Here is a 25492-nt window from a genome sequence, read left to right as displayed (position 1 = left end):
TGTGTTGGTCAGGCCGCCAAGGCTGTCTCGTATTCTGCGGGGCTGCGGTAGCCGAGGCTGCTGTGAAGCCGGTGCAAGTTGTACCAGCTCTCGATCCACTCGAATATCGCGGTGTGGGCAGCGGCTCTGGATGGCCAGGGCCGGTTGTCGCCGAGTTCGTTCTTGAGGGTGGAGAAGAACGATTCGGCGAGGGCGTTGTCCCAGCACTGGCCAGTCCGTCCGACCGACAGACGGACGTTGAACTCCGTTGCGAGGGTGGCGAGTTCACGGCTGGTGTATTGGCGGCCCCGGTCGGAGTGGAAGATCACCGGACTGTGCGGGCGGCGGGTGTGGCAAGCAGTCCGCAGGGCGTCGGCGAGGAGCTCGGTTCGCAGGTGGTCGGCGGTGGCCCAGCCGACAACGCGTCGGGAGGCGATGTCGATGACGGTCGCCAGGTAGAGCCAGCCCTCCTGGGTGGCGATGTAGGTGATGTCGCCGCACCAGCGGGTGTCGAGGCCTGCCGGGTCGGGCCGGAAGTCGCGAAGGACCAGGTCAGGGCGGGTGACCGCGTGCGGATCGGGGATCGTGGTGCGGTGTCGCTGTCGGCGGTGCCGGCCGGTGAGGCCGGCCTGCCGCATCAGCCGGGCGACGCGGCGGCGTCCGCAGCCGGCGCCTTCACGCTGGAGGGCGGCGTGGATGCGTGGTGCCCCGTAGGTGCCGCGGGACCGCTGGTGGACGGCGGTGATCTGCTCGGTCAGCTCGGCATCCCGCACCGCGCGGGGGGCGGGGGTGCCTGTGCGGCGGGCGTAGTAGGCGGTCCGGGAGACCTTGAGGAGTTCACACGTCCGTTTGACGTTGTGACCTGCAGTTTTCTCCGCCTCGATGAACGGGTCGACGTTCACCGGGTCTCCTTCGCGAAGAAAGCCGTCGCACGCTTGAGGACGTCGACGTCCTCCCGCAGCCGGCGGTTCTCCCGCCGCAGCGCGGCCAGTTCCTCACGCTCGCTGCTGGTCAGCCCATCGCGTTCGCCAGCGTCGATCTCGGCCTGCTTCACCCAGTCGCGGACCGCGGTCTCGGTCAGGTCGAAGTCCTTCGCGACCTGACCGACCGAGCGGTCCCCACGCCGGCACAGCTCGACGATCTCGGCCTTGAACTCCGGCGTGAACGAGCGGCGAGGACGCGGCTTCTTCTTCCCCATACTCTCCATGATGAACATCATCCTTCCGGGGCCGAAACCCCTGATCTCCGATGTCCGTCAAAGCGGATCAAGCCCACCACTGTCCACGGCGTCAAGGGCATGGAATTCCCCGGAGTCGTACTTGTCCTGCCAGACAGGTTGCGGGTAGACCCGGTGACTGGGCGGACGGTCTTGGACGACTGGGAAGGCGCCCACAACACCGAGGCCCGGCGTGTCCTCTACGTGGCTGGCTCCCGAGCGCAGGAACTGCTCGTCTGCGCCCTGCATCGTAAGCACACGAGTCGAGTTGCTGCGATACTCGATGTCAAGGGTGTTCCCTACAGCACGACGTAGAGCGGCCCAGACCATCGTTCGGTTTCTGACCTCACTGAGGCGACGGCACCGGCTCGCCTTGGGAACACGCACTGGTCACGGGGCGAGGGGCAATAGGCCATCGAGGGCATGGACACGTTGGGTCAGGAGCCCGTGAGGTGCCTGGTGTCGACGGTGTTGTATTCCGGTTCGCCGCTTTCCAGGACTCGGAGCAGTGATGCGGTGACAATCCGGGTGGCGCGGCCGATTCGGAGCACGCGGCAGGGAAACTCGCCGCGGCGGACGAGGTCGTAGCTCTTCGACCTGGACAGCCCAAACGCTTGGGCAGCCTCTTCGACGCTCGCGGTTCCGCTCCAGGTGGCTCGTATATGTGCCGGGCTGAACTGCCCGTGCTGCATTGCGCTGTTCTGGCTGGGCATTCTTGTCGGCGATGCCTTTCGATTCTGTGTTGCTTGCGGCAGTAGTAGATGTGTGTGGACATGGTGGCCAGGGGTGGGCTACTAATCCGGGATCTCACATCTTCTTCACGGCGCCGAAGCCCCTAACGGAAACAATCCTGACCCGCCCGGTGTTCTCGATCTTCGAGCCGAGGAGGGGAAGGTGTCGAGCCTGAAGCTGTTTCACACGACGAATGAAGGTATGAGCGAGGTCGCGCCGCGTCTTGCTGAGGTTGAGGCAGACGTGCAGGGCCTCATCGAAGCACACATGGAGACGCTGCTGGGCGTCCGGTTCCTGGCGAGCGAGTACGGCACCGGGCCGGTCCACGGGGGCCGGATCGACTCGCTCGGGCTGGACGAGAATGGCTCGCCGGTCATCGTCGAGTACAAGCGCGGCGTCGACGCCGGCGTCATCAACCAGGGCCTTTTCTATCTGGCGTGGTTGATGGACCATCGCGCCGAGTTTGAGCGCCTGGTCCACGACTGCCTCGGGGTGACAGCCGCGGGCCAGGTCCTGTGGAGCGGCCCGCGTCTGATCTGTATCGCCGGCGACTTCACCCGTTACGACGTTCACGCCGTGCGCGAGTACCGGCGCTCGATCGACCTGGTCCGCTACCGACTCTTCGGCAGCGCTCTGCTCGGGCTTGAGAGTGTGGCATCCGTCAGCGGCGGTATGCGGGTCACCCGCCGAATGCGCCGACAGGCGGTTGCCCGGGCGGCAGCCGACGTCCAGGGCGCGTCGATGATGGAGCTGGCGAGCGCGGTCGACGAGGCACTGCTTGGGCTCGGGGACGGGGTGAACCGCGTTGAACGCAAGCAGTACTGGGCGTATCAGCGTCTGCGGAAATTCGCCTGCGTCTGTCCGCCTCAGCGGAGCAAGCTCCTCGTCTACCTGAAGGTCGACCCGAGGGACACCGACCTCGTTCCGGGCTTTACCCGGGATGTGTCCGGTCTTGGTCACCACGGGACGGGTGATCTGGAGGTGCAGCTTCGTACGCCGAGGGACGTGGAGCGGGCGCAGGATCTGTTCCGGGCGAGCTACGCGGCGGCGTGATCGCTGGACGGTCCCTCGGCCGTGCGCGCTTCGTGGCTGGTCTGTGGTCGTCGGGAGGCGCCTTTCGACGTAGGGACAGGGCGTGGCGGTGGACTATCAATGTTGCGCGGGATTGCCGGTTTGGCCAACCGGCGATCCCGCGCTATGTTCCCCCGCTTTGCGGTGCTGGTGATCAGCCTGTCTGGCCCTGGCATCAGCCGCGAGCAGCGGCGGCTCGCAGCGCCTCCGCCCAGTCACACGACCTGGGCGAGTGAATAAGACCGTGTCCTACATGGTCAGTTTGAGGAGTCGCTTGTAGCAGCAGAGGGCGGCGGCGAGTCCGAGGAAGGCCAGGTAGTTGCCTGGCTGACGCTCGTAGCGGTGGTTGAGACGTCGGTAGCCGGTCAGCCAGGACATCGTGCGCTCGATGACCCAGCGGCGGCGGCCCAGCCGCTCGCTGGACTCGATGCCCTTGCGCGCGATGCGGACGCCGATGTGCTTGCCCCATAGCCATCGCCGCAGGTGAGGGACGTCGTAGGCCTTGTCGGCGTGAAGCCGCCCAGGCTTGGAATCGTTCGCATGAGATTCGTGTCCCATGTGGAAATGGGACAGCATCGGCTTCAGGGCGAGGCTGTCGTGGGTGTTGGCCGCGGAGAGTCCGACGCGTAGGGGCAGTCCGTTCGCATCCGACAGGACATGCATCTTGGAACCGGGCTTACCCCGGTCCACGGGGCTCGGACCTGCAAGTTCGCCCCTTTTTTAGCGCGGACATGGGCCGAGTCGAGGACCGCTCGCGATAGATCGATCAGGCCTTGACCGTCCAGGAGTTGGAGCACCTTCTGGTGCAGTCGTCCCCACACACCAGCCCGGGACCAGATGAGAAACCGACGGTGCACGGTCGACTTCGACGCCCCGAAGCACGGCGGCAACGCCCGCCAGGCACAGCCACTGACCAGCACATAGATGATCGCGGCGAACACCGCTTCGTCATCGATGTTCGCGACCCCACCGCCCTGCGGACGCACCTGCGCCGGCGGCAGCAGTGGCCTGGCGATCTCCCATAAGCCATCCGGAACGATCCATCCCCACCGCCCACTCCCCATAACCGAACCAACGACCAACTGGCCATGTAGGACACGGTCTAAGTGCGCCATCGCTTATCACCATCAGCCGGCCCAGGAGGCGATCCGCCGCCCCTCGTCTGCATCACTCCCGAAAACGCATCTTCGGCTACTCGTCGGTGGCTTCATCTCCCTGTTCCTCGGGCGGCGCCGACCGCCGGTACTGGGGATGGTCGAGGTCGAGCTGTTTGGCTGCGTGCAGCGGGACGGGGTAGCGGGAGCGGTCGGACCAGGCGATGGTCTGGTGACACAAGCGCGCGGTCGCCCGTGCGAGCATCGTCCGGTCGACCCCATCGGCCACACCGACTGGGTAGATCTCGGTCGCCGTGACGGCCCACCACGGAGCCTTGAGCTCATTCGTCTCCCGCTCCCCCTCCTCTCCGCCCTTGCCCGGGTCGGCGTCCCAGCGAGTGATGGTCTTGCCCAGGTCGCCGCCCTTGGCTTGATAGTTGCGCGGGATGTTGAACAGGATCCAGAAGGGATTTCCGAAGTCCACGTCGGCGCGGTGTAGTTTGGCCGATGCAAACAGGATGGATTCCTTCTCGGTGTCCGGATCGCTCTCGCGAGGGACGGGAACGTACTGGGGCACCTCGTCTGCGGCGACGTTCATCCGGATGACCGCGCTCGGCTTCTTGCGAGGTGCGTTCCTGCCTTTGCCGTATCCCGGCAGCCAGGTGCGCGGATCGGTGATGTCCTCTTCCTGGTAGCTCTGATTCTCGTTGTGCAGGCCCGTCCACATCCGTCGGCAGGCGTGCCCGTCGACCATGACGACATAGCCCATGCCGGGTTCCAGCTCGTCGCGGACGAGGCTGGAGAGGGCGTCTTCGACGTGTGCTGCTGCTTCCGCCCAGCGTTCCTTGTCCGTCTCGCCCTTGCCGTCGACGTGGAGTGCGTAGTCACTGGCGTGGAAGGCGGCGATTGCCTCCCGGTAGGGCACCCAGGCCCCGATTTGGGGTGTCCACGCTCGCATCGTCCAGGCGTCGCCCTCCTCCTCCGGCGGAAACAGGGCGGTGGCAACGATGATGCGTTTGGTGTGCTTGCCGTCGGCGGTCTTGGCCTGTCGGCGGGCGTGGATCCCGCAGTAGACGAGTTTCCCCGCTTCGTGGCCCTTCCTGTCCTTCGCGATGGCCCGTGCGAGGCGCTGGTCGATGATCCCGAGTGAGCGGTACAGGTCGAGGAGCGCCATGTAAGCGGCGTGATCTTTCCCGGGCTTCGGAGGACTGATTTCTGTTGCGGGGTTTCCGAAGGATCCCGGTTTCATTCCCTTGGTGAACTGGCAGACGAAGCCCTTCTTGGCCAGGAAGCGGCGGACTTGGAACTTTCCGTCATAGCGCTCCTTGCGCAGCAGGAATGCGTTCCGCTTCTCTCCGTCCTTCTTCTTCAGGGCCGGGATCTCAGTCTCGCACCAGGCGCCGACCATTACCTGCGACTCGCTGTCGGCGAAGTCGTCTTCGAGGGATTTGAACTCCACGGTCCGGTTGATGTCGTCGCCGTGTGACAGGAAGCGCTCGGCCTGGCGGAACACCACGCTGATGCCGGGAGCGAGGAAGACCTCCTCGCCTGGCTCAGGATCGCCGATGGGCGAGCCGTCCGGGAAGGCCAGGGACAGCGCGTTGATCATGCGAAGGCGGGTGTTCCAGCGGTACCACAGGCATACGATCCGCAGGTGCTCGAAGCCCTGGGCCTTCACCGAGGCGGTGATCTCTTCGGGCGGGGGAAAGCCGATGGTGTGGAGGAGTTCGCCGGCCTCGATGCGGCTTGCACGCTCCTGCGGGGCCATCTTCTGCTTGTCCGTGGGGCGCGGCTCGAAGGTCATCGGTTCCACCGTGAAGTCGACCCAGGTGGCCTTCTCGCCCAGCACCTTGGAGACGTGTTCGGCCAGGAGCCGCAGGTGGAGGGTGCCAGGTCCCGTGCCGACAGCGAAGTTGTCGTTCTGCGGCATGAGCGGGCGGATGACGCCGGCGTCAGGGGTGATGAACGAGGGGAATTCCCCCCTCTCGGCGGCCTTTTCCAGCAGGCCCCGCTCTTCGGTGACGCGTGTCTGCAGCGCTTGCAGGACGCTGATGTCCATCTCGTCGCGTGCGAGCAGTTCCAGGGCGCGCTGGTTGACTGCGCGGACGTTGCCGTTGCGTACCAGCTCGGTGTGCAGGATGGGAAGGCCGTCGCTGCCCTGGTAGATGTGCGTGGACTTGGCATAGATCATGTTGCTGTGGACGCGGGTGACGTGGGCGTCCAGGAAGATGACGGGGTGGACGACGTTGGGCTCGGTCTTCATGACCACTGAGAGCCGGGACATCGCGTACTGGGCCTTGGTGGCCTCGTTGACCTCGGTTGCGTCGTCACGGAGGTTGTACTTGCGTCCGAAGGGGTGATCCCAGGCGATGAGGCCGCCCCGACTGTCGGGGAGGTAGGTGACTTCCCTCTTGTTCGGGTTGGCCTTCCAGCCGATCGTGCGGTTCTTGTAGACCTGTTCGCCGTTGGCGTCGAGCTTGGGGGAGCCGTCCTTCTCCTTGTCAGCGACCTTCTTGGTGATCGGGACGAGGTCGTAGATGGTGAACTTTTCTTGGGCGAGCTTCTTGGAGATCACCCAGGGCACGGCCACGTACATCCAGTCGGGACACTTCGGCTGCCTGCCGGACACCGGCTTGAGGAAGCGCGTCATCTCGAACTCCTGCTCGGGCGTGTTCGCGATGGCTTCGGCCACCGGCGGTACGTCGAGGAGGACGGCCTGGTCGGTGCTCAGCCCCTTGCTGTAGCCGACGACGCACCGGAAGACGTGGCGCAGGGTCTCGTCGTCGATCTTCTCCAGTGAGACCAGGAAGTTGAGGTACCGGTCGAGGTGGACGTACCCGCCGGTCTTGAACTTCAGGTAGGTCAAGGCGGTTGAGTACGGCAGGTTCTTCTTCTCGTCCGGATGCTGCTGGCTCTTCTGCTCGTCGTCTCCGGCGCCTTTCAGCTTCTCCCATTCATCGCGCACGCTTCGCGGGAAGATCCGTACGTACACCTTCTGACCCTGGACGAGTTCGGGAGTGCAGCGCAGGGTGAGGGTGCTCGGGAGAGTCGCGGTGGTGTCACTCAATGCTGTGATCTCTTTCGGGAAGAAGCGCTGGGCTATGCGGAGAGGGCGAGGTCGACGCCTGCGTAGGCCAGGAAGGCGTTGACCGCTTCGCCGTACAGTTCGGCCATCTGCCGGCGTTCCTCCGGCAGCCACCGGCCGGCCATGCGTTCGATGATGCTGGCCAGGTCGGAGCTCCACGTCTCGTCGTGGAAGGCGTAGTCCACGAAGTGCAGTTCCATGTTGGTACCGCCGCGTCGTGCTCGGCCGGCGAGCTGGATGAGGGACACCAGCATTCCGGCGACCATCTGTTCCTGGAGGACGAGGTCCATGGTCGACAGCTGCGGGGAGGAACGCAGAATGGTGGCCAAGTGGTCGCGTGCTGCGGTGCGAGCCGTCTGCAGAGCCTGGACGGGATCCGACGCACCGGATGCGGGCAACGAGTTGATGCCTGCGGCGTTGACACTGCCGTACATCCAGGTGGGGTCGTCGATGATCAGCGGGGGCCTCACGCACAGGTAGATGGAGTGGATGGCTGAGCGGAGATTGACGACGATGTTGAGTCCTCTGGCGATGTTAGCCAGTGGGGCGATCAGGATGTCGCCGAATTGGGGGAATTCCTCGACCTCTTCGACGGTGATGCGGCGGACCAGTGACGGGTCGGGGAGGTAGCGGACGTTGCTGAGGCGGTCTTCTTCCCGGACGAGGACGCACACGCGGTGGGAGAGCCCTTTCGCCTTGGCGATGCCGGTGGCGATGTGGCCGCACTGTTCGTAGCTGTTGGCGGTGAGGATCACGCGGGCGCGGGTGCGGGTCGATTCCGATTTGGCCAGGCGCGTGAGTTTCCTCGACAGCTTTGTCTCGTACAGGCGTTCACCGATTTCACGCAGGGCTTCGGGCTTGTCGGAGGGGAACTGGCCGGCGATCGGGATGCGTTCTCCGGCCTTTCGGTGGCCGTTGCCGTAGGTGACGGCCGAGGACTCGACCAGGATGGACTCTTCCTGGGCGTCGGTCATCCACCACATCACGGGGGCGTGGACGTGTTCCTTGACCGCCTGGGGGAAGTAGGCCGTGGCGGAGAGCCCGAAGATGGGCCGCTCTACGCCGGCGGTGATCAGTGAGACGAGTCCGCCGAGTTCCGACACGTAGGTGTGCGGGTCGCCGGCCATGTGCTGCGTGGAGAGCTTGGCGTCCTTCTCCGGGTTCTTCATGCCGGTGACCCGGTAGCCGCTGATCGGCCTGCCGATTGTTCCGTGCGGAAGTACGTCGGCGATGCCGCCGGAGCGCATCGAGTCGATGATGCGGTTGGCGCTGAGCAGCCCGGAGTGACGCAGGGACTGGGCGGTGTCGCGCAGAACGGCGAGCGACACGTCCAGTTCGCTCATCAGCGTGCGGATGAGGAGGTGGTCGATGGCCCGGTTGCGTGTGCGGCCGTCGCTGATCATCGGGGCGAGGGCCTCGTGGAGCCTGAGTTTGAGCGCGTCGCGCTGGTTGATGCCGCGCGGCGACACGACGGCCCCGAGGACGCTGCTCACTAGTTCCCACTCGGGGTCCAAGATCATGGGTGTAGGAGCCGTCTCGTCGTCTTCGCCGAGGTCGGGTGCCGGTACGAGGGCGTTGAGCCGGTGGATGGCCTCGGCGGGAAGCGGCTGGCCGTCGTTGACCTGGTATTCGGGGAACAGGAGGCTGATGAGCTCGCGGTCCTTGGAGCGTGGCAGGCGCCAGCCCTCGTAGTCGTATTCGTGCCTCAGCCGCGGGACTCGGGCGTCGTCGTGGTGGTTGAGGCGGAATGCCTTGGTGCACAGTCCGGTCAGCAGGGACTCGGCCATGAGCCGGACGTGGCTGACCGGTTCGATGAGTTGGTCCTCGAAGCGCAGAGGAAGGTGCTTGGCCGCGGTGTCCAGGACCTGCGGTTCTGCGGTCCACGGGCGTCGGGAGTGCAGATCGACGGTGGTGGCGCAGCGGTCGACGGCGACGGCCTGGAAGGCGTCGATCTCGTCGATGATGACGAAATCGCTGGCGCGGAGCACGAACTCGCGGACGGTGACGGACCGGACCGGGCGGCCGTCGATCTGGATGCCCACCCGCATGGTGCCCTGGATGAAGTTGTGGTGGTTGGTGACGATCACCGTGGCGTCAGCGGCCTGGTAAGCGGGGGTGAACTTGCCGCAGGTCGGGATCCAGGGGCAGGCCAGCATCTCTCCGCCGCCACGCAGGCTCAGGCAGTTCTCCTTGCCGGGGCGGTAGATGCCGGCGGAGTCGAGCCAGTGCTGCTGTGCGCATCCATAGGCAAGGTGGTCGACGTCACGGCGGCCTCGCTTGCCCCATTCCCCGGGGGCGTCGGGGTCCTCCTTGACTAGGGACGCGTGCTTGAGGGCCCGCTCGTGCCGTGAAGACGGCGACATCAGCGGAGCGCACGTCGCCAGGTGCTCGGTCTTGCCCGCCTCGTGCAGGATCTCGAGGTCGCGGCTGATGTCCCAGACGGCGGCGAGCGTGGCCTTCACATCAGGGACGAGGAGGGTGATGCGGTAGCCGTTGAGCGCGGCCCACGAGCCCAGGAGACGGACCAGCACGGACTTACCGGTTCCGGTGGGCGCGTGGAAGATCTGGGTGCTGCCGGCCAGGAGGTCCAGCACGTTGACGGTGTCGGTGTCGCGGGCCTTGACCCGGTCGAGCAGGCCCGTCAGCACCTTGTGCAACCAGGGGCCAGCCTCTGTGTCCTCGTACTGGGTGTCCAGGAGCTGCGCGATGTCCTTGAGATCTTGGACGTAGACCGGGACCGTGCCGACGTTGGGCTGGGTGGCGAGGGCGGGAAGCGTGTCGTGGCCGAGGGGCTGGGTGAAAGCGGGAAAGCGGGGGATGGTCACGCGCCCGTGGACGATCTCGTTTCCCTCGGTGCGTTCACTCGTCTCGTACGTCTGGCCCGGCGCTGCGAACTCGTGGGGCTTGCGCCGGCTGCTCGGCCGCCGGTAGGGCGCGAGAAGGCTCTTGGTGTAGCCGAGGTAGTCCCCTCCCAGCAGGGGGTAGGCAGCGGTGGCGGTGAGAGGATCTCCGGCCAGGGTGAACAGCTGGAGGGTGGTCTGCTCGTCCTCTTCGTCGGCGGTGTCCATGGCGCCCAGGAGGATCCGCGCGGCGGAGGCGAACCGCTTCTCGTCGGCGAGGTCGGGGTTGCTGAGCTTCATCACCTCGGCCACGAGCAGTCGTTCCTCACTGCCCAGCTCCTTCCATCTTTCCCATGCCTGCGGTTTGCAGCTGGCGAAGAACGCCGCGTCGCGGAAGGAGGCCAGCGGCTTGCCGTCATCGTCCTGCTGCGGGAAGTAGTGGGCGGCCAGGGCAAGCGCGGCGCGGACGAAGGCGTCCCTGACAGTCATCTGGCTCATGCCCACACCACCCCGGCGCTCTGGCAGACCATCTTGGCGAAGTCGGTCATGGTCGCGGCTTTCATTCCGTACTTGTGGCAGGTCACGGTCAGCAGGGGGATCTGGTCGGCCCGGTGGTCGGGAACGACGAGCCATTCGGCGCCGCCCTTGTCGCCCTCGTTGCGGTGCAGGCTCTCGGCCAGGACACGGCCGTGGGTGTAGTCCTTCACATCCACGGTGAAGACGTGCGTGCTCCCGTCAGGGCCCTTGACCTCGATGCGATGGTCGTAGGCATCGCTCATCGGCCAGAGCCTGACGGCCTCGTCTACATCTGCCAGCGCGGTGGCCAGCCGCTCCCGCAGAACGGTGTGCAGACGCAGCTCGTGCAGGCCGGGCACGCAGGTGTAGCGCCACACGCCTCGTTTGAGGGCCAGATGCCCCTCAACCGGCTTCGCCTCAGGCACGGCACCGGTGGTGCCGAGCGCGAGCGCTGCCTCGTGCGGAGTCGGGGTGTCCGGGCTGTCCGGGTGCAGCTGCGGCGCGTCTCCGGACGTGGGGCGGAACATGAAGCTGGCGCCGGTATCGGCGTGACGGCCGTAGAGGCAGGCGACGCGGTAGTACTCGCGGCCCGCGCTCATCCGCTTGCTGATCTTCATGGGCCACTTGCACACCGTGCAGGGGAACCACCATGTGCGGTAGACGGCGTGGTAGGGGATCGGCTCGTAGAAGCCGATGGCGTTGAGGGGCAGGCCGCGCTTGTTCAGCTCCGCGGCTGTGCCGGCCGGGCATTCCACCAGCGTGGTGCGGTCCTTGACGTACTGGGCGTCACCGCGGCCTTTGAGGATCTCGTACATCTGATCCTGGTCGATCTCGTCCTGAAGCTGCTCCTCGGTGAACCGCATCCGGCCGATCCGCCGAAGCCGCTTCAAAATCCGGTGCAGCTGGGAGGTCTCCCACTGCAGATCGAAGGCGTTTCCGGTGACGCAGCCCTCGGCGTCGACAACCGGAAAGTCGAGATCGCCGAAGCCGGACCGGTCCAGCCACGGCGGGAGCAGGCCGTCAACGGGACCGCGCAGCCTTCGGCGGAACTCGCCGAACGACAGTGGCACTCCGGGGCCGTACGCGGCGAGCAAGTCCCCGTGATACCGCATCAGCTTTTCGGCCCGGTCCCTCGGGCTCAGGTCCGGTGCGGTGATCGTCTGACAGGCTTTGATGAAGGTGAAGTTGATCAGGCGGAACGCCTCGAAATGCGAGAACGTCAAGCCATCATCGTCGACATGGGTCGTCACGGGAGACGACGGTAGGGCATGGGTCTGACAATGCCTCCGGAATGACCTCGGACCGATCTAAATGATCATTGCGCTGGAGACGCCGCAGCTGGGTACATTTCCGTGTAGACGTGCAGGTAGGAGGCGATGTGTTGCTGCCCGAGAGCGGTGGTGTGCCACCGGTATTCGAGGACGTGCGTATCGCCCGGTGCCATCCGGGGACGTAGTTCGATGAAGCCTCTGCTGGGATGTGCCTGGCGCTTCGGTCGATAGCCGACAGCCAAGTAGAACAGGGACTTACCGGTCAGCTCGCTCTCGTGGAGACCCTCCGGGCCGGCCGCGGCGACACGCAGCAGAACGCCCCACAGCCATTCAGACAGCAGATGCGCGGGAGGCGGCGACTCGGCAGGTTCTCCCAGCCCGGCGCGGGCGCAGGCACGGCCGCGGCGCGTAATCTCAACGAGGGTCCGGTCTACCTCGCCGACTCCGGGAACCTCTACGCGGTCCTTGGTCACTTTGATCAGCCCCAGCCGCTCCAGGGAGTGGAGGGTGGCCCCGGCCCCTTGATCGTGGACGCCAGCGCTCCGCAGGCGCTGCTGAAGGCGCGTGTGGCCGACTACTTCGGTGGGGGCGTCGAGAGCGAACGGCAACTTCCGCCACTGCTTGGCCGGCGGAACCCTGACCTGGTTCTGCCGGCGCATCCACATCTCAGTTTCAGTCATCTGGTCATCGCGCAGGATTTCTCCCAGATAGACCTGCTGCCGTTCATTCAGCCCCTCCCAGCCCTCGACCGCTGACGCCGGCGGACCGTGCCGCTCCCGCTCGGGCAGACGCGGGGGCTCATCTGTCGGCCGCGTGCGCATCCAGGCGTCCATCACCATCCGGACCGGCACCTTGTACACGGCTGCCAGTTGCTGCACGAGTCGGCCCGTGTGTCCCGGCTTCCTCCAGTTCCATCCAGACACCTGACGGCCCCGCTCCAGGCTGCGGACTTTGTGCGCGTCCACGAACAGATCACGGCCGACGGCAGTCGCGCGAAGACGAGTGGCGACCTCTTCTGCGGTGAGGCCAGCGGCATACCGGAGGTCAATTAGTGTCTCGGACCCGCTTGGCGTTCCCGTGAGTTCGGCGGTGGTGCAGCCCAGAGCATCTGCGAGCCGATGCACGTTCCTGGCTTCAGGTACATACCTGCCCTCCTCCCAGTACACGACCACGCGGTACGTGACCCCCACACGGTCAGCAAGCTCCTGCGGAGTAAGCCCAGCCTGCTCGCGCAGCGCCCGGATCTTGGTGTGCTCAACGGCCAGCAGACGCCTCGGCATACCCGTAGGGAACCCCAGTGAAGACTTCATGGCAACTATGCGCCGAGTGGCTATCAGCCTGGGGTGAGTCAAGCGAGTGCGGGGGAGTGCCCGAAGCCCAGTCGCCGTACTTGGTCCACAGGGGCCCCGTGCTGGCGTTCCGGAGTATGGAGTGAGCGCTTAGAAGGCGCCTGCTCTATCCGCTGAGCTACGGGGGCTGACCTGCGTAAACGAAGCTTCCCGCTGCTGTCCCCCAGGTCGCGGGGGACGCATGGGGGAATCTCGGTTTCCCGGCGACCGGGGGATGCGAGCGCTCCCCGATCAGACCGTCAGTGGGTCTCACACCATCTTCACGCCCCCGAAGCCTCTCACGGAAACAATCCCGCACCCCGTCGGCGTTGGTGATCTCCGAGCCGAGGAGGGGAAGGTGTCGGGCCTGAAGCTGTTCCGCACGGACACGACGAACAGCGGCATGACCGAGGTCATGCCGCGTCTTGCTGAGATCGAGGCCGATGTGCAGGGTCTGGTCGAGGCGCACATGGAGACGCTGCTGGGCGTCCGGTTCCTGGCGAGCGAGTACGGCACCGGGCCGGTGCACGGGGGCCGGATCGACTCGCTCGGGCTGGACGAAAACGGATCACCGGTCATCGTCGAGTACAAGCGCGGCACGGATGCCGGCGTGATCAACCAGGGCCTGTTCTACCTGGCGTGGCTGATGGACCACCGTGCCGAGTTCGAGCACCTGGTCCGCGACCGGCTCGGGGTGACGGCCGCGTCCCAGGTCCTGTGGAGCAGCCCCCGGCTGATCTGTATCGCCGGCGACTTCACCCGCTACGACGTCCACGCCGTGCGCGAGCACCGGCGTTCGATCGACCTGGTCCGCTACCGACTCTTCGGCAGCGACTTGCTCGGGCTTGAGACCGTGGCCTCCGTGAGCGGTGGCATGCAGGCGGGCCGCCGGGTACGGCACCGGGCTGTTGCCCAGGCAGCGGCCGACGTGCAGGGCGCGTCGATGGTGGAGCTGGCTGGCGCGGTCGATGAGGCCCTGCTCGGGCTCGGAGACGGCGTGAACCGCGTGGAGCGCAAGACCTACCGGGCCTATCAGCGGCTGCGGAACTTCGCCTGCCTGTGCCCGCCGCAGCGCAGCAAGCTGCTGGTGTACCTGAAGGTCGACCCGAAGGACGTCGACCTGGTTCCGGGCTTCACCCGGGACGTGTCCGGTCTCGGGCACCACGGGACGGGCGACCTGGAGGTGCAGCTCCGTATGCTCAGGGACGTGGAGCGGGCGCAGGATCTGTTCCGGGCAAGCTACGCGGCGGCATGATCGCGCGCAGCGGCCGGCCTCTGGGGGGCTGCGCTGTGTGTCGTGTCTGCGGCCGCGGGAGGAGCCTTTCGACGTGCGGGCAGGGCGTGGCGGTGGACTGTCTATGGTGCGCGGGATCGCCGGTTTGGCCAACCGGCGATCCCGCGCTATGTTGCCCCGCTCGTGCGAGCCGGTGATCAGCGTGAACGGCTGGCGGGTCGGCCGGCCGTGACCGTTGGAGCCGGCGGCGCGCTGGCGGCGCGGCGGGGCCGGTGCTCTTGGCCGGGCTGCGTCTGGCGTGTGCCGGTCTCGTGGGCGAGCGTTTCGCAGAGGTCGGCCAGCAGCGAACTCGGCGTGTGCGGCGACGTGGTGATGGTCCAGGCGGGCCGGTCCGGGGCGGGGCCGGCCCAGATGGTCCAGGTGGCTGGGTTCTGGGGGTCCTGCGCGGTCAGTGGGTCAAACCGAACGCCTGCGTCCCCGTCGGGGGACATCCACCGGATCCCGTGCCCGGTCAGGGTGTGCTTCCACCCGGTTTCAGTGAGTGGCTGCGTGGCTGTGGTGACCGTCTTCTCGTCCGCCGGGGCACAGATGACCGTGTCCCAGCCGTCGCCGTTGGCGAGGTGGATCAGCAGACGCTGCAGCACCGGGGCGGGGGTGGCGCCGGTCGCGGTGAGGTGCCATACGCGGTCGGAGACGGGTGTCTCGTAGGCGGCCACGGTCCACGCGGTCTCGCGGCCATGGGCGTCGTGGACGCGCTCGATGCGCAGGGTCTGCGATTCGTGGATGGCGTGGGTCGTTTCATCGGACCAGGTCCGCCACTTTTCGAAGTCACCGTGCGCGTCGAGGAAGCCGTCGAGGAGCGCGTCGTGGTCGCCGGCATCGGCCAGGTAGACGGGGACGGTCTCTGGCTCCGGGCGGGGGGTTTCGGCCTCGGTCGTGGTGACGTCGAAGACGGAACGCGCTGCGATGGCGGCGCGTTCGGTGTCGGTCAAGGGCGCCGGGCCGGGGCGCATCTCGGCCGCGTGGACTTTCTCGAAGGCCACCAGTGCCTTGGCGGGTGAGTCGAACGTGTCGGCGATCTGACGCAGATGATCCTCGCCGTGCAGGTAGACGGACTTGCCGCCCGGGTGGAGGTAGGTGCCGACCGCGACCGTGGTGTGGCCGTCGCGGGCGTGGGCGTGGATCAGGAGGTGGCCGTTGCGGATGGCGTCGTGGATCTTCTGCGCCTGATTGGAGACCTCGCGGATTTCGCTGCGGGTGCACCAGGGCATCGGGTAGTTCGGCCAGGTCCATTCCTCGTCGATGGCCTCCTGGAGGCGTGGGGTGATCTCGACGGTCATGCCTTCGGTGATCAGGTGCCGGGCTGCATAGTCGGCCCAGTAGGGCTCCTCGTGATCGTGCGGGCCAGGACCAGGACGCCCGCGGCGGCGACACTCCAGCCGGCAGCCTCCAGAGCCATGTACGCGACGCGGGCCTGGGTGCCGGTCAGGACGGCGGTCACGGCGCTCGGGTGAGTGGGGTGGGTGTCGAGGCGGACATGGGCGTCGATGGCGGGAGTCACGTGGGCGTCTCAACTGTTCTGCCGGTGGCCGGACCTTGAGGTCCGGCCACCGGCGTGCTCGGAGTCATCGGGTTGCTCGTGTGGACCGGGCGGCGTGTGCGGCCGTGGTGGTCGGCGGGCCGGCGCGGGCGGTGGACGCCGGTTGCCGCCGCGGTGACGGAACGGCTCCGGTGGCCTGCTGCCAGCGGGTGCGGACGGCGGCGATGTCGGCGAGGGCGCGGCGGGCGCCGACGACGAGCTGGAACGGGGTGTTCGCCGGGTCGCCGGCGTACGCCTCGATGCGCCGTCCGGTGTGCTCGGCCGTGGCCAGGAGGGAGCGCTGCAGGGTCCGCTCGCCCCAGTGTTCGACGGATCCGGCGGGTTCGGCCAGCATGTGCAGGACCTCGTCTGGTTCACTGCCGTCGTTGAGCAGGCCGCGCTGCTGGGCTTCCCACAGGACGGTGACGGGGTCGACCGGCTCGCGGCGGCGGGCGAGGGTGGTCAGGCACTGCCACAGGCCGGCGTGCAGCGGCAAGGTGAGGTCGCCGGGGAGCAGCCACCGGACGGCTTCTATGTCTGACGGGTAGGCCGTGGCGGTCGCAAGCAGCAGCTGCTCCTCTTCGGCAGCCTCTGCGGAGGCGGAGGCGGATGCGGTGGGTGGCGGTTCCGTGGTGCGAGGCAGCACGCCTGCGCGGGGCGGGAAGCGGTTGGCGACGTCGTCCACGACCGCAGCGAGCGCGTCGGCCTCACCGAGCACCGTCTGGACAGGTTGAGGGAGGGTGACGTCGTGGACGGTGTGGACGAGGCGTTCGGCGCCCGACTGTAGGCGGCGGCGGGCGTGCTCCGCCTCGACCATCCGGGCGTAGGCGGGGGCGTGGCGGGGCCAGGGGCAGACCTGGACGAGGGCGTGCAGGTAGGGAGCAGTCAGCCCGCGCGCCTGCTTCCGAGCCGTGGCGAGCACGCGGTCGAGCCACGTGGTGTTCTTCGCGTGCTCGGCGGGGTCGGGCCGCGGCACCGTGCTGATCGCCGCGTACAGGGCGGTGTGTGCGGCGGTGGAGAACGAGTCGGCGGTGATGCCGCTCACGTCGTCCAGGTGGTGCGGTTCGAGGAGGAGGGCCCCCAGGAGGGCCTGCTCGACGTGGAACACCGGCTGGGGCGGTGGGACGGTGTCGAGGTCGTCTTCGTGGGGTTCGTGGGTGTGGGGCATCAGGCGGCGAGGGTGAAGTCGTCGGGGTCGAGGGTGACGCCGAGGTGCGGGGCGAGGAGGTGGCCGGCGAGCAGCGGCGGTACGGCGTTGCCGATCTGGGAGAACTGCTGGCCCTTGTTGCCGGCCCAGGGGTAGTCGGCGGGGAAGGTCTGCAGGAGGCCGGCCTCGCGGGCGGTGATCCGGATCGGCTCGGGAACGGCCGGCGCATCGGCTTCTTCGGCCGGCGGTGTGGCGGGCTCGGCGACCCAGGTGCACTCGTTCGCGCGATGCCCGAAGAACAGCGTGCCGGCCGGTTCGGACAGCGGACGGACGGTGGCGTTGGCCTGGTTGCTGTTGCGCAGGGACCAGGACCAGCGGTGGGCCGTGGGCGCGGGAGCGTCGGCCCGGTTGTCGCGAGTGCTGTGCCGGGCCTCCCGTCCCGCGCCTTCGGGGCGGGACTGCCAGACCACTCCGTCCGGCCGGGGCATCCAGGTGCCGCGTTCCCGGGCATCGGACAGCGTCTTGCGGGAGCCTGACGGGAACGGTTCGGGGCCGCCGCCGGGCCCGCCGCCCGCGCAGACAGTGGGGACGGGCCGGTCGGTCGCCCCCCACCCCAGAGCTTCGGCCATGCTGACCCAGCGGGCACGGCCCGGACCGAACAGCGATTCGGGCTCGGCGAGCCGGGCGTGTGTGGGCGTGGGCGGCTGCGCCGTACGGAGGCGGGAGGCCAGGAGGATCGCTCGCTTCCTGGTCTGCGGGACGCCGAAGTCGGCCGCGTTGAGGATCCCGCACCAGACGGAGAACCCCCAGGCGCGCAGGACGGCCGCGTACTGCTTCCACAAGGGCAGCACGTCCGGTACTTCCTCCATGGCCACCCAGTCGGGCTCGCCGACCGTGTTCAGCGCATACAGGTAGCGCATCGGCTCGGCGGCGAGCAGGGAGCGCTCATCGCGGCAGGCGGCCAGGAGGCGTTCGCGGGTGTCACGCCCGGCGGCCAGGTCCTCGACCGCCGCGTGCACCAGCGGCTGGTCGAGCAAGCCGAGACGCTTGCCGGCCATGCTCCACGCCTGACACGGCGGCGAAGCGATCACACCGCGGGTGCGGCCGATGAACGGCCAGGTCGGATACCGCGCCACGTCGCACCGGATGGTCAACTGCCCTGCCGCGGCACGGGTCCTGCACGCCAACGGGTCCCATTCCAGCCCGACGTCGCGCACGCCCAGAAGTTGCAGTGCCCTGCTCCAGCCGCCCGGCCCCGCGAAGAGGTCGAGTATCACGTGGCCAGCCCGAAGTCGTCCTGCGTCAGCGCGTCGGCGTCGCCGCGGCACGCCCAGGGCGAACAGCCGTCCTCGACACCGTTCTCCAGGACGTCGGCATCGTCCGCGCTGATCCGCAGGGCGGCCTGCTCGGCGGCGGTGACGTCGTCGATCGGCGCCTGGTCGAGTGGCACCCGGGAGCGGTGCAGGAACGCCTCGCCGAGCAGCCTGCTGCTCGACGCATTGGCACGGGCATTGCCCTGCCGGATGGCCGCGTCGAATTCGACGACGTCCGCCCACTCGGACGGCGAGGTGTCCCTGATATGCCGCCACTGCGCATTCTCGTGGAACGGGCATCCCAGACAGCTCGATTTCGGGGTGTCGGCGAGTCCGAGCGAGGTCAGATAGCGCACGCAGTCGGCTCTGCTCCAGGACATGTCCAGGAGGGGGTGCCGGTTACGCATGTACTTGACGTCCGCGTCCTTAGCGCGGTGGAATTCATCCGTGGATATTCCTACCCACTGCTCGACGAAAACGCCCCTCGGGACGCGGGCCGGATAAGGATAGCCGAGTAGTTCGCGAACCTTCTGCTTGATTGGCTTTACCTTATATTCGCCGGTGCACTGCCGCCGGGGCATTCCGGGGCGCCCGTCCTGATTGAGGATGTGGAGCGGCATGGACGCGAAGCGGTGATCCGGGTTCAGGGCGTCGTCGCGGATATTTCCGGCCGACACGCGGAGCACGGGTATACCGGCGGGCGCGGCTATCTGTTCTTCCAGGCGGTCGAGGTGTGCATAAACCGCTTCGGGCTCCCATCCGGTGTCGGCGAAAATCGCGTAGTCGACTCTCGGGAGAACGCCCTCGGCTGACAGGGTGAGGAGCGTGCTGGATTGAACTCCCGCACCGAGGGAAAGGGCGCGGAATTGGGGCTGGTCTGAGATGGTCTGTCCTGAGGGGTGGGGGAATTGGGGTGTGCCCTAATTGCCGCCGATGCATCAGCGGATGAAGGAAATCAGCCGGTCGCGGGATATGGCGTGGTAGAGGGCTGGGATGCGGTCGAGGAGGTCGACGGCCGACTCGATGAACTGCTGTGGTGACGGGCCGACCAGGACGACCCGTCCTGATCTGGCGTCGGCTTGGCGGCGGCGGTTCTCTACGGCGCGGGCAAGGGCTGCGGTCAGTTCGGCGCCCGCGTCCTGGGCGGCCTTGGCGATCTGCGCGACTCGGTCAAGGAGCAGCAGGTCCGTGGGCGAAGACTGCGCCGCGTGCGGGGCTAGGTCGAGGAACAGCCGCAGGGCGGTGCCAGCGAGTTGCTGGGCCTCGGTGATCCGAGCGGCCAGAGTGTGCGCCTGTTCGGCGGGGCGGGCGCGCAGGGCCCGGCGCAGCGTGAACGCGTCGGCCGTGATCCGGGCCAGGGCCGGGTTGATGGGGTCAGGCACGGGTCTCCATGACGGTGTGCAGGTTGAGGGCCTGGGCGAACGCGGCGGTCAATGCTGGTGCCCGCTCGGGGTCGGTGGTCAGGGCGCGGACGACGGGGGTGCCGATGACGACGGCATCCACCAGCGGAGCGACGCGTGCCGCGGGGGCGGGGGTGGAAATCCCTACGCCCGAGACCACGGACAGGGGGCTCGCGGCGCGCAGGCGCTCGGTGAAGTCGGCGAGAGCCGGGATGTCGAGCGGCCCGCGGTAGCCGGTGGGAGCCGTGCTTGCGGGCGCGTAGAGCCATCCCGACGCGCCGGCGATCACCCTGGCGAGGTCGGTGTCAGCGCTGTGGCGCGGGACGAGGCGTGGGGTGTGAAGGTTCGCGGACTTCGCTGCGTCCTGCCAGCGGGCTGCCTGGTGGTCGGGCAGGTCGACGACCATCACGCCGGCGGCACCGGCGTCGGCGAACAGATGGGCCAGGCGCTCGGGGCCGTGTCGGCCGACGGGTTCCCAGTAGGTCATGACGACGGTCGGCCGCAGGCGCGCGGCATGCTCGACCGTGCGGACCGTATGGTCGAAGACGTTCGCGTGCTGCAGGGCGCGGCGGTAGGCCGCCTGGATGACGGGTCCGTCGAGGCTGGCGTCATGGTGGGCGAGGCCGACCTCGAACAGGTCGGCACCTGCCCGTGCGATCTGGTCGAGCTGACGGCGCTCGACGTGAGGTGGGCACAATCCGGCGGGAACGAACACGCCCAGCGCGCATGGGGGTTGGGCCAGGATGGTGCGAAGGGAATCAGTGGTGGCCAGGGGGTGCCTTTCTCGGCAGGCGGGCTGTCGCTGCAGGTCAGCGGTGGCGTGCGGCCGGTGAAGTCGGGGAGGGCACCGGAGCGCTGGCGTTCCGGCCGTGAGTGGGCTGCTGGCCGGGTGCGTTGTCCGCGGTGGGCGGGCTGCTGAAGGCGGGAGCCACCCGGTCGAGGGCCTGGGCGATCTGCTGGGCCTGGTCGTGGGCGTCAGCGAGCTGCTTGGCGACGTCGTCGGGGAGCCGGTCCCATTGGGCTCGGTACTGGTAGCGCTGGATGATCTCGGCGGCATTGCGCAGCTGCTCGGCGACCTGCCGCAGGACTGCGGTCTTCTGCTCCGGGGCGGTCGCGGTGTGCGTGGCCTGCAGCAGCGCGTCCAAGGCGGCGGGCAACGGCTCGTCTTGCGTGGGGAGGCCGTAGAGGGCGGCGTGCAGTGCCTGGGCGTAGACCGTCACGGGCCCACCCCGACCTCGGCTGCGGTATTCGATGGGGGCTTGACGGCGGGCACCGAAGCTGACGGTCACGTCTCGGGGAGCGGCACCGGGGTGGAGCTGGTCAGCGAGAGCGCGGGCGAGAGCATGCACGGTGGGGGTGTCGGAGGACGTGGTAACTCCTCGGATGGCGGTGATGGCGTCTGCGAAGGTCGTCAGCGGGTGCGGCGACGGACCGAGGGCGTGGTCTGCGGGCCGGTGCCAGCAGTCGGGCGGCGACGGGCGCTGGCGGGGATGTCGGCTGGTGTGGGGATGCCGAGCTGGACGCGCGCGCTGAGACCGTGGGCGTATGCGTGCGCCTCGGCAGCCGTGACGATGCCGAGCAGTCCGCGCTCGTCCAGCCCCTCCTGCGGGCGGTAGAGCGAGCCGCCTGCCGTGGGTGCGAAGCCGTGCTGCTCCAGGAGCGAACGGGCGCTGGTGGTCTTGGCGGTCACCGCAACGGTGCCGTCACCGAACTGGAAGTGAAGGTCTGGGTCGACTGCCCGATGGTCGGGGCTCCAGCGTGTCGTCCAGGAAAGGTCGATGAGGTCGTGTGTGTGGGCTAGGAGCCCGTACATCGCCATTCCGGCGCGCTCGTGTGCCTCCTGCGCGGTGCCCGGTGGCAGCAGGTAGAGCCTGCGGCCGAGGTGTTCACGGGGGAGGAAGCCGGCCTCGGTAAGCAGCAGATCGGCGTCGCGGATGCGACGGTTGAGGACGACGAAGGTGTGTCCGTCGTCGGTGGACCCGATGAATACATCGGGAAAGTCCAGAAGAGACACGGTGGTCCAAGGGGTTCGGCGGGCTGCAGGCCGGGAGGGGCGCCAGCGGCGCGCTGGGACGGACTGACTGAAACGTCAGGGCGTGCAGCAGATGGGAGGAAAGGGGACGACCAACGGTCTCCGTGCGTGCCGCGCTCGTGATCGGGCTGCTGGTTGGTCGGGCGGTGGTGAGTGCAGGGAGCCGTTGGAGTGCTTGGCGGTGGTCTCGGGGACGCTTCCGCCTTCTGCGTCGTCTCAGCGTGTCCTGCGGATGGCGTCTGTGGCCGCCTTGGCGATGGCGACGGGAGCGCTGGAGGGCTGGGACAGGTGCAGCAAGGTGGTCCCCGGCAAGTGGTGGGACTTCGCGGTGAGGGTGAGTTGGAGTACGGCGCAGCCGGCGGTCGTGAGCTGCTTGACGCGGGTGACGGCTTGAGCGGTTTCGTCGCTGCCGTACCGGGCGTCGGTGACGATCACGAGGAGGCGGCCGGCGCCGGGGCGGTTGAGTTCGAGGCCGTGGTCGAGTGCGTCGATGGCGTCGCCGAGGTTGTGGTGGCCGCCGTTGGCATCGAACGTCGTCACGCGCTCTGGCGCCCGGTGGGTGGGCCGGATCAGCGCGGTCAGGTGCCTGTCGTAGGCGATGGTGGCGGTAAGGGAGTCGGGGTCGGTCAGGGCTGCTGCGCGTGCCACGATCCAGGCAGCGGACGCGACGGGCGCGCAGGCGGCACGCATGGAGCCGGAGACGTCGACGGCGATACCCACACGCAGCGGCGGGGTGGGGGAGTTCCGGCGGCGGGTGTGGGTGAACGGTTCCGCGGTAGGGACCGACCCGGCCGCGCGCTGAGCGTCGCGGGCGAGGGCCGCGCGCATGTTGAGGCGGCCGGGCGGGGTGGGGCTGGTGGTCCGCTCCTCGGTCCGCTCGCGGTAGGCGGCGGCACGCAGGGCGCGGCTCAGGCGCGCGGCGGCACTCTGCTCGGCGGCGGTGGGCCTGCGGGTGCCGGTGACCGGGTTGCCGTAGGGCGCCGGTGTGCCGTCGGGGGTGACGGTGGTGCCACGGGCGTTGAAGACCGACTTGGCGGTGGCGGCGGCTCTGCGTCGCTGGCCGGCCCGCTCGGCGCGGTCCTGAGCCTGCGCCTTGGACCGCGCGGCCATGGCGTTGGTCGCTGCGGCCTGTGCCGCAAGGTCGGCGGCGTCGGTGGCTGCCGCGTGGTCCATGACGACCCCCACGGCGCCGGACAGCAGATCGGTGAGGTTCTCCGGCACGGGCAGGGCGGGGGCCGCGGTGTCCAGAGCGTCGCACCATTTTTGAGCGTGCGCGAGCATGGTCGTGGCGTCGTGGTCGGCGCACTGGTGGGCTGCGGTCCAGATGCGCGTGAGTGCGGCCAGCAGGTCTGCGCCCAGCACCTTTTCGCACAGATCGGCGACGGCCCGGGTCTCGCCGGCGTCCAGGATGCCGACGTCACGGCGGCCGAGGACCAGGGCCGCCACGGCGGCGGCCTGCTCGACGCCCTGGAAGGTGGGGTGGGCGATGTCGGGCATGACCAGGGTTCGGGCACTGGTGCGCAGGTACGTGCGGTCCGTGGGCCGCGTGATCAGGTGTGCGCCTTCGACACGGCTCTCCTCCAGCAGGAGCGCGGCCTCGACGACACGGGGGTCCGCTCCGGCAGGCGCCGTCCAGACGGAGTGGGCCGCGTGCGCGGCTTCGTGGACGAACACTCCCCAGGCGGCGGGATACCGCTCCTCGTCGCCCACGATCCGCGGATGGACCTCGTGGGGCTTCAGCGGGGCGAACAGGCCGGCGTCGAACTCGACCTCGCCCAGCGTGGGGAAGAACGCGGCCGGTGCGCCGCTGCGCGTGCCGGGGCGGCAGGTGACGAGGAGGTCCTGGCGGCCGGAGAGGGCGACCAGCCGATCGCCGAGTTCGGCTCCCACGCGCAGCCACGCGGCCGGGGAGGAACGGGGTTGCGCGGGCGGGGCGCCGTCGTCGTCCCATCGCGCGAGGTCGGCGTCGTCGCCCGGCGTGGTGGCGGGGGACTGGACGTGGTGGTGGGCGCTCATCGCGAGCGGCCCCGGTGCGCGGCCCCGGTGCTGCCCGGGGGCTGCCGGACGGCCGAGGCGGAGAGCTGCTTGCCGAGGGTGAGGGGCGCGACCGCCTTGACGCCGACAGCCTTGATGACGGCAGCGGCGACGGCGTCGCGATCCTCCACAGGAGCGATGCCGACCAGGTTCGCGAGCGCGGCCTTGGTGCCGAGGACGGCCTCGGTCTTCTGGTAGCTGAGCAGCTCTCGCAGTTGAGGGGCCCAGCCCAGCTCGCCGAGTTCGACCTGGTGTGCGAGATGTCGGGCGACCCGGACCACCCGGGCATCGATCCTCAGCGCCAGGGCGAGGTCATAGTCCGTGCCGATCTGGATCTGCACGCTGAACCGGCTCGCGAGCGCCTCCGTCAAAACCGCGCCGTGGACGCCGGGATTGTGGCCCGCCACCACGTAGAAGCCCGGCTCGGCCTTGATGGTCTCGCCCTTGTGGGCCTTGACCTGGATCTGCCTGCGCCCGTCCATCGCGGGATACAGCGCCGCCAGGACCTTCGGTGAGATCAAGGTGGCATCGTCGATCAGCAGGGCGCGGCCCTCGGTCATCGCGGTGACCAGCGGACCGTACTGGAAGACGTAGGCTCCCGCGTCGTCCTGTGTGTACTCGCCGATCAAGTCGCCGACCGTGGTGTCGCCGTCACCGGCGACGGTGAGCAGGTCCGGGAACGCCGCCTCGACCAGACTCGTCTTGCCGGTGCCCGGAGGGCCGTAGAGCAGCACCGGCACGTCGGCGTCGCGCAGGCGATTCAACGCCTCGACGTCGGGCAGATCAGCCAGCTCCCGGGGGTGGTAGAGCTGGCCCCCCGCGCGGCGGATCGGGCCGGTCTGCCTGGACGTGGCTGCTGCGGGAATGGTCGTACGGGGCGTGGCCGCCTGGGCACGAGGAGAGTGGGTGCCCGGTGGGCTGATCACAGCGGTCTGCGCGGCTGCGGCGGTTTTCGCGTTCGCGCGGAACTCGGGTTGTCTGCTTCCGCCTTGGTCGGCCTCGCCGCGTCGCACCAGGGTGAGGGCGGCGTTGCGGACGGCGCCGTGGGAGTGGCCCAGCTGCCTGGCCATGTCCCCGATGGTCAGCGCGTCCGCCGGCAGGTCGGCCAGCAGTCGGGCCACCTTGGCCCGTAGTTCGCCGCCCTTGGTGCGCGCTGGACGGGTAGGCGTTCCGGGTCTGGTCAAAACGAGGCCCCTTCAACGGGTGCGGGTGCGGGCGGGGTTGGCGATGCGCTGGAGAGGCTGGCCGCTCTCGGAGCGGTCACGGACTGTGCCGGCATCGGCGACCGGCCCAACCGGGGCGTAGCGTCGGCGCTCACTGGCCGACCGAGGGCTCGGTACAGGTGCAGGGGATGGCCGGCGATGAGCAGCTCGCTGGCTGCCGAGCAGGCCCGTGCGTCCGCTCCTTACCGGGTTCCGTCGCTCGGCAGGCGCAGCCTGGCGTCTCTTCGAAGCCGGCCTGGAGCAGGATCCGCCGGGCGGCGGCGTTGTAGCCGGTGGTGGTGATCTCGCCGGTGATGGCGTGCCGGATCGTCATGAACGGCTCCACTGGTGCTTCGGGCAAGGCGAATCTCCTCTTGGTGGTGGCGGGAAAGTGGTGGGGTGTTGGGCGAAGGCGAGGC

At 68.4% G+C, this 25492-nt stretch carries 23 protein-coding genes; 3 read left to right on the top strand and 20 right to left on the bottom strand.

Annotated features, from left to right (window positions below; all coding sequences use genetic code 11):
* Nucleotides 1–8 precede the first annotated feature (8 nt).
* Nucleotides 9–881, bottom strand: a complete 873-nt coding sequence (locus HEP81_RS08050) for an IS3 family transposase (protein ID WP_190275965.1) — start codon at nucleotides 879–881, stop codon at nucleotides 9–11.
* Nucleotides 878–1186: a transposase gene (locus HEP81_RS08045; protein ID WP_190275964.1), complete on the bottom strand. Its 309-nt coding sequence runs from the start codon at nucleotides 1184–1186 to the stop codon at nucleotides 878–880. The genes HEP81_RS08050 and HEP81_RS08045 overlap by 4 nt, the downstream gene beginning before the upstream one ends.
* Between HEP81_RS08045 and HEP81_RS42620 the strand changes: the two genes are divergently transcribed.
* On the top strand, nucleotides 1079–1510 hold the full coding sequence (locus tag HEP81_RS42620; protein WP_421673950.1) for a 3'-5' exonuclease: 432 nt from the start codon (nucleotides 1079–1081) through the stop codon (nucleotides 1508–1510). The two genes, HEP81_RS08045 and HEP81_RS42620, sit on opposite strands and share 108 nt — an antisense overlap.
* 122 nt (nucleotides 1511–1632) lie before the next feature.
* On the opposite strand, the gene HEP81_RS08035 is transcribed toward HEP81_RS42620, so the two are convergent.
* Nucleotides 1633–1887: a helix-turn-helix domain-containing protein gene (locus HEP81_RS08035; protein ID WP_037664724.1), complete on the bottom strand. Its 255-nt coding sequence runs from the start codon at nucleotides 1885–1887 to the stop codon at nucleotides 1633–1635.
* Between the two features lie 202 nt (nucleotides 1888–2089).
* Between HEP81_RS08035 and HEP81_RS08030 the strand changes: the two genes are divergently transcribed.
* Nucleotides 2090–2980: a DUF5655 domain-containing protein gene (locus tag HEP81_RS08030; protein ID WP_037664721.1), complete on the top strand. Its 891-nt coding sequence runs from the start codon at nucleotides 2090–2092 to the stop codon at nucleotides 2978–2980.
* Nucleotides 2981–3247: 267 nt separating this feature from the next.
* Here the strand turns inward: HEP81_RS08030 and HEP81_RS08025 are convergent.
* The 5 genes from HEP81_RS08025 to HEP81_RS08005 all read right to left on the bottom strand — a co-directional run bounded on the left by HEP81_RS08025 (nucleotide 3248) and on the right by HEP81_RS08005 (nucleotide 13084).
* Nucleotides 3248–4062, bottom strand: a protein-coding gene (locus HEP81_RS08025; protein WP_243279756.1) for an IS5 family transposase whose coding sequence is annotated in 2 segments (ribosomal slippage) — nucleotides 3248–3714 and nucleotides 3714–4062 — 816 coding nt in all. Because the reading frame shifts where the segments join, the coding sequence is not laid out codon by codon here.
* 127 nt (nucleotides 4063–4189) lie between these two features.
* On the bottom strand, nucleotides 4190–7084 hold the full coding sequence (locus HEP81_RS08020) for an RNaseH domain-containing protein (protein WP_167739869.1): 2895 nt from the start codon (nucleotides 7082–7084) through the stop codon (nucleotides 4190–4192).
* A gap of 107 nt (nucleotides 7085–7191) precedes the next feature.
* Nucleotides 7192–10515: an ATP-dependent DNA helicase gene (locus HEP81_RS08015; protein ID WP_037661050.1), complete on the bottom strand. Its 3324-nt coding sequence runs from the start codon at nucleotides 10513–10515 to the stop codon at nucleotides 7192–7194.
* Nucleotides 10512–11756, bottom strand: a complete 1245-nt coding sequence (locus tag HEP81_RS08010) for a restriction endonuclease-related protein (protein ID WP_157854548.1) — start codon at nucleotides 11754–11756, stop codon at nucleotides 10512–10514. Before HEP81_RS08010 ends, HEP81_RS08015 begins: the two co-directional genes overlap by 4 nt.
* Before the next feature lie 92 nt (nucleotides 11757–11848).
* Nucleotides 11849–13084, bottom strand: a complete 1236-nt coding sequence (locus tag HEP81_RS08005) for a helix-turn-helix transcriptional regulator (protein WP_063755273.1) — start codon at nucleotides 13082–13084, stop codon at nucleotides 11849–11851.
* 406 nt (nucleotides 13085–13490) lie between these two features.
* Here HEP81_RS08005 and HEP81_RS08000 point away from each other — a divergent pair, with 406 nt between their 5' ends.
* A complete protein-coding gene (locus HEP81_RS08000; RefSeq protein ID WP_037661057.1) occupies nucleotides 13491–14387 on the top strand; it encodes a DUF5655 domain-containing protein in 897 nt (298 codons plus the stop codon).
* A 176-nt stretch (nucleotides 14388–14563) separates the two neighbouring features.
* Here the strand turns inward: HEP81_RS08000 and HEP81_RS07995 are convergent, their stop codons facing one another.
* The 12 genes from HEP81_RS07995 to HEP81_RS07945 form a co-directional block, all read right to left on the bottom strand.
* Nucleotides 14564–15706 carry an SPDY domain-containing protein gene (locus HEP81_RS07995; protein ID WP_243279331.1) on the bottom strand — a complete coding sequence of 381 codons (1143 nt, stop codon included), beginning with the start codon at nucleotides 15704–15706 and terminating at the stop codon, nucleotides 14564–14566.
* 11 nt (nucleotides 15707–15717) lie between these two features.
* Entirely contained in the window at nucleotides 15718–15927 is a 210-nt protein-coding gene (locus HEP81_RS41390) for a hypothetical protein (protein ID WP_243279330.1), read from the bottom strand.
* Nucleotides 15928–15991: 64 nt separating this feature from the next.
* Nucleotides 15992–17113, bottom strand: coding sequence for a DnaB-like helicase N-terminal domain-containing protein (locus HEP81_RS07990; RefSeq protein WP_078967612.1), 1122 nt, complete (start codon nucleotides 17111–17113; stop codon nucleotides 15992–15994).
* Nucleotides 17113–18369 (bottom strand): DNA cytosine methyltransferase, encoded by a 1257-nt coding sequence (locus HEP81_RS07985; protein WP_037661059.1) that lies wholly within the window; start codon nucleotides 18367–18369, stop codon nucleotides 17113–17115. Before HEP81_RS07985 ends, HEP81_RS07990 begins: the two co-directional genes overlap by 1 nt.
* Complete coding sequence (locus HEP81_RS07980; RefSeq protein WP_243279786.1) at nucleotides 18366–19289, bottom strand: adenine nucleotide alpha hydrolase family protein; 924 nt, start codon at nucleotides 19287–19289, stop codon at nucleotides 18366–18368. Before HEP81_RS07980 ends, HEP81_RS07985 begins: the two co-directional genes overlap by 4 nt.
* Before the next feature lie 54 nt (nucleotides 19290–19343).
* Nucleotides 19344–19787, bottom strand: a complete 444-nt coding sequence (locus HEP81_RS07975; RefSeq protein WP_037661060.1) for a hypothetical protein — start codon at nucleotides 19785–19787, stop codon at nucleotides 19344–19346.
* Complete coding sequence (gene trpA / locus HEP81_RS07970) at nucleotides 19780–20547, bottom strand: tryptophan synthase subunit alpha (RefSeq protein WP_421673949.1); 768 nt, start codon at nucleotides 20545–20547, stop codon at nucleotides 19780–19782. Before trpA ends, HEP81_RS07975 begins: the two co-directional genes overlap by 8 nt.
* A 67-nt stretch (nucleotides 20548–20614) precedes the next feature.
* Nucleotides 20615–21025 carry a hypothetical protein gene (locus HEP81_RS07965; RefSeq protein WP_037661061.1) on the bottom strand — a complete coding sequence of 137 codons (411 nt, stop codon included), beginning with the start codon at nucleotides 21023–21025 and terminating at the stop codon, nucleotides 20615–20617.
* 191 nt (nucleotides 21026–21216) lie between these two features.
* Nucleotides 21217–21819, bottom strand: a complete 603-nt coding sequence (locus HEP81_RS07960) for a hypothetical protein (RefSeq protein ID WP_037661062.1) — start codon at nucleotides 21817–21819, stop codon at nucleotides 21217–21219.
* Nucleotides 21820–22053: 234 nt separating this feature from the next.
* A complete protein-coding gene (locus tag HEP81_RS07955; protein ID WP_037661063.1) occupies nucleotides 22054–23853 on the bottom strand; it encodes a hypothetical protein in 1800 nt (599 codons plus the stop codon).
* Nucleotides 23850–24992, bottom strand: coding sequence for an AAA family ATPase (locus tag HEP81_RS07950; RefSeq protein WP_037661066.1), 1143 nt, complete (start codon nucleotides 24990–24992; stop codon nucleotides 23850–23852). Before HEP81_RS07950 ends, HEP81_RS07955 begins: the two co-directional genes overlap by 4 nt.
* A gap of 193 nt (nucleotides 24993–25185) precedes the next feature.
* Nucleotides 25186–25407 carry a hypothetical protein gene (locus HEP81_RS07945; RefSeq protein ID WP_037661158.1) on the bottom strand — a complete coding sequence of 74 codons (222 nt, stop codon included), beginning with the start codon at nucleotides 25405–25407 and terminating at the stop codon, nucleotides 25186–25188.
* Nucleotides 25408–25492: the final 85 nt, after the last annotated feature.

The sequence above is a fragment of the Streptomyces griseofuscus genome (assembly GCF_014673495.1).
GTDB lineage: Bacteria > Actinomycetota > Actinomycetes > Streptomycetales > Streptomycetaceae > Streptomyces > Streptomyces murinus.
The sequence above is the reverse complement of the archived record's forward strand: the minus strand, read 5'-3'. Positions and strand labels throughout refer to the sequence as shown.

Coding starts and splice junctions, on each gene's coding strand:
- HEP81_RS08035 (WP_037664724.1), bottom strand. CDS start 1,887: ATGCAGCACGGGCAGTTCAGCCCGGCACATATACGAGCCACCTGGAGC.
- HEP81_RS07990 (WP_078967612.1), bottom strand. CDS start 17,113: ATGCCCCACACCCACGAACCCCACGAAGACGACCTCGACACCGTCCCA.
- HEP81_RS07945 (WP_037661158.1), bottom strand. CDS start 25,407: ATGACGATCCGGCACGCCATCACCGGCGAGATCACCACCACCGGCTAC.
- HEP81_RS07955 (WP_037661063.1), bottom strand. CDS start 23,853: ATGAGCGCCCACCACCACGTCCAGTCCCCCGCCACCACGCCGGGCGAC.
- HEP81_RS08015 (WP_037661050.1), bottom strand. CDS start 10,515: ATGAGCCAGATGACTGTCAGGGACGCCTTCGTCCGCGCCGCGCTTGCC.
- HEP81_RS08005 (WP_063755273.1), bottom strand. CDS start 13,084: ATGCCGAGGCGTCTGCTGGCCGTTGAGCACACCAAGATCCGGGCGCTG.
- HEP81_RS07995 (WP_243279331.1), bottom strand. CDS start 15,706: ATGACCGTCGAGATCACCCCACGCCTCCAGGAGGCCATCGACGAGGAA.
- HEP81_RS08045 (WP_190275964.1), bottom strand. CDS start 1,186: ATGGAGAGTATGGGGAAGAAGAAGCCGCGTCCTCGCCGCTCGTTCACG.